At 47.2% G+C, this 1818-nt stretch carries 1 pseudogene; it reads right to left on the bottom strand.

Annotation, left to right across the window (positions count from 1 at the left end):
• Nucleotides 1–1818, bottom strand: a pseudogene (locus tag AB4167_RS21510) (hypothetical protein); the annotation flags it as partial.

Genomic DNA, 1818 nt, shown 5'->3' on the forward strand with positions numbered 1-1818 from the left:
GTGAAGATAAACTCTTGCTCACCGGTATCAGCTTGGTTAAGCGTCAGTGGAGTCCCACCATCGTAAGTAAACTCAGTAATGGTCGCGCCATCAGCACTCTGCTCTGGCATCACATCAATGGTAGTTGTGGTCACCACCCCTACGCCCAGATCAGCGACGGTTGGCTCTTCGATATTCAGGATGCCATTGCTCATGCCTTGAACATCATCTTCGATGGTCACAGTCAGTGACGACATCACTGAGTCATCACCGTCACTGTCTACCGCATAAACAGGCAGGTCAAAGCTCAAATTGTTATTCACCAGACCATCTTCGTGGTCAAGCGCTTCAAGCAACGTAAATGTGTATTGACCTAGATTTGCACCAGAGAAGGTAACGGTAAAGACGTTGGTTTCAACATCCGACGCGTCTTTAACAAAACCGATGTAATCACCAGCACTGTTAGGATCTTCTTTTAGCTGAACCGCCAAGTTGTTTGACGTTAACGTACCTAGAGTATTGAACTCTGTTGGCTCGATACGGAACGACTCAACATCGTCACTCTCATGAGTAAACTGAATGACTTTGGTGTCGCTGACCGCAGAATTCGACGGATCAGAGCCATCGGCTAGATTCGTTTCAGATAGTGAGATTGGTGGAATGACATCTATGGTTGGGACATCGCCGTCCGTAATCGTAAGCGTCACTGTCGAGGTAAGAACGTCATCATCGCCATCGCTTGATGTCACAACGATATTTTTAACAATATCGCCTGCTGAGTGGTCTAAATCGCGGTTCGGCTCAAAGCGCACTTCCCCTTGAGTCGTAATAAACAGTGAGCCTTCGGTGAAGGTAAACTCTTGCTCGGTCGCATCATTCGGATCTAGAGAGTAAGCGGTGCCGTCATAGGTAAATTGAGTCACGCTCGCGCCATCGGCACTCGCGAATGTTAATACATCGAAAACGGATGTCGTTGGCGTACCTGCAGCTAAGTCGGCGACAGTAGGCTCTTCAATATTCAGCGCCCCGCTCGCCATCTCCTGTACATCGTCGGTAATGGTGACTGATAGCGGTGACATTAACGAATCGTCACCGTCGGTATCCACTGCGTAAACTGGCAAGTTGAATGTTAGATCGTTATTGCCTTGAATCGGTGTGTGGTCAATCGCTTCCAGAAGAGTGAAGGTGTATTCACCCAAAGTGGTACTGCTGAAATCGAGTGTAAATACCGTGGTTTCGACATTCGAAATATCAGTCGTGAAACCAATGTAATTGCCTGAACCTGTTGGCTCTTCTCGAATCTCAATGATCAAGCCATCGGACTTAAGCGCATTGTTAGTATTAAACTCACTAGGCTCTAAACGGAATTTCTCAACATCATCGCTTTGATTCGTGAATGAGATGGTTTCCGTTTGGCTAACCGCACTACCACTTGGCAATGAGCCATCAGCGAGATCCGCTTCTTTAAGTGATACGCTCGGCACCGCATCAATAGTCGGATTGTCACCATCAGTAATGGTCAGCGTAATGGTTGAAGTCACCGGGTCGTTATCAAAATCGCTTGAAGTCACGACAATCGACTTCACGATATCTTCACTAACTGAGTGGTCTAGATCGCGATTAGGTTCAAAGCGCACTTCCCCTTCAAGGGTGATATAAAGCTCACCTTCAGTGAAGCTGAACAGCTGTTCACCAGTGTCATTCGGATCAAGTGTTCGTAGTTGACCGTCATAAGTGAACTGAGTGATCGTCGCGCCATCCGCACTCTGATTTGGCATCACATCAATAGTGTTGCTTGTGATCGTACCATCAGCCAGATTTGGCTCAGTGATATCTAAC

This window comes from Vibrio sp. 10N.286.49.E11 (genome assembly GCF_041469505.1).
Taxonomy (GTDB): domain Bacteria; phylum Pseudomonadota; class Gammaproteobacteria; order Enterobacterales; family Vibrionaceae; genus Vibrio; species Vibrio crassostreae_C.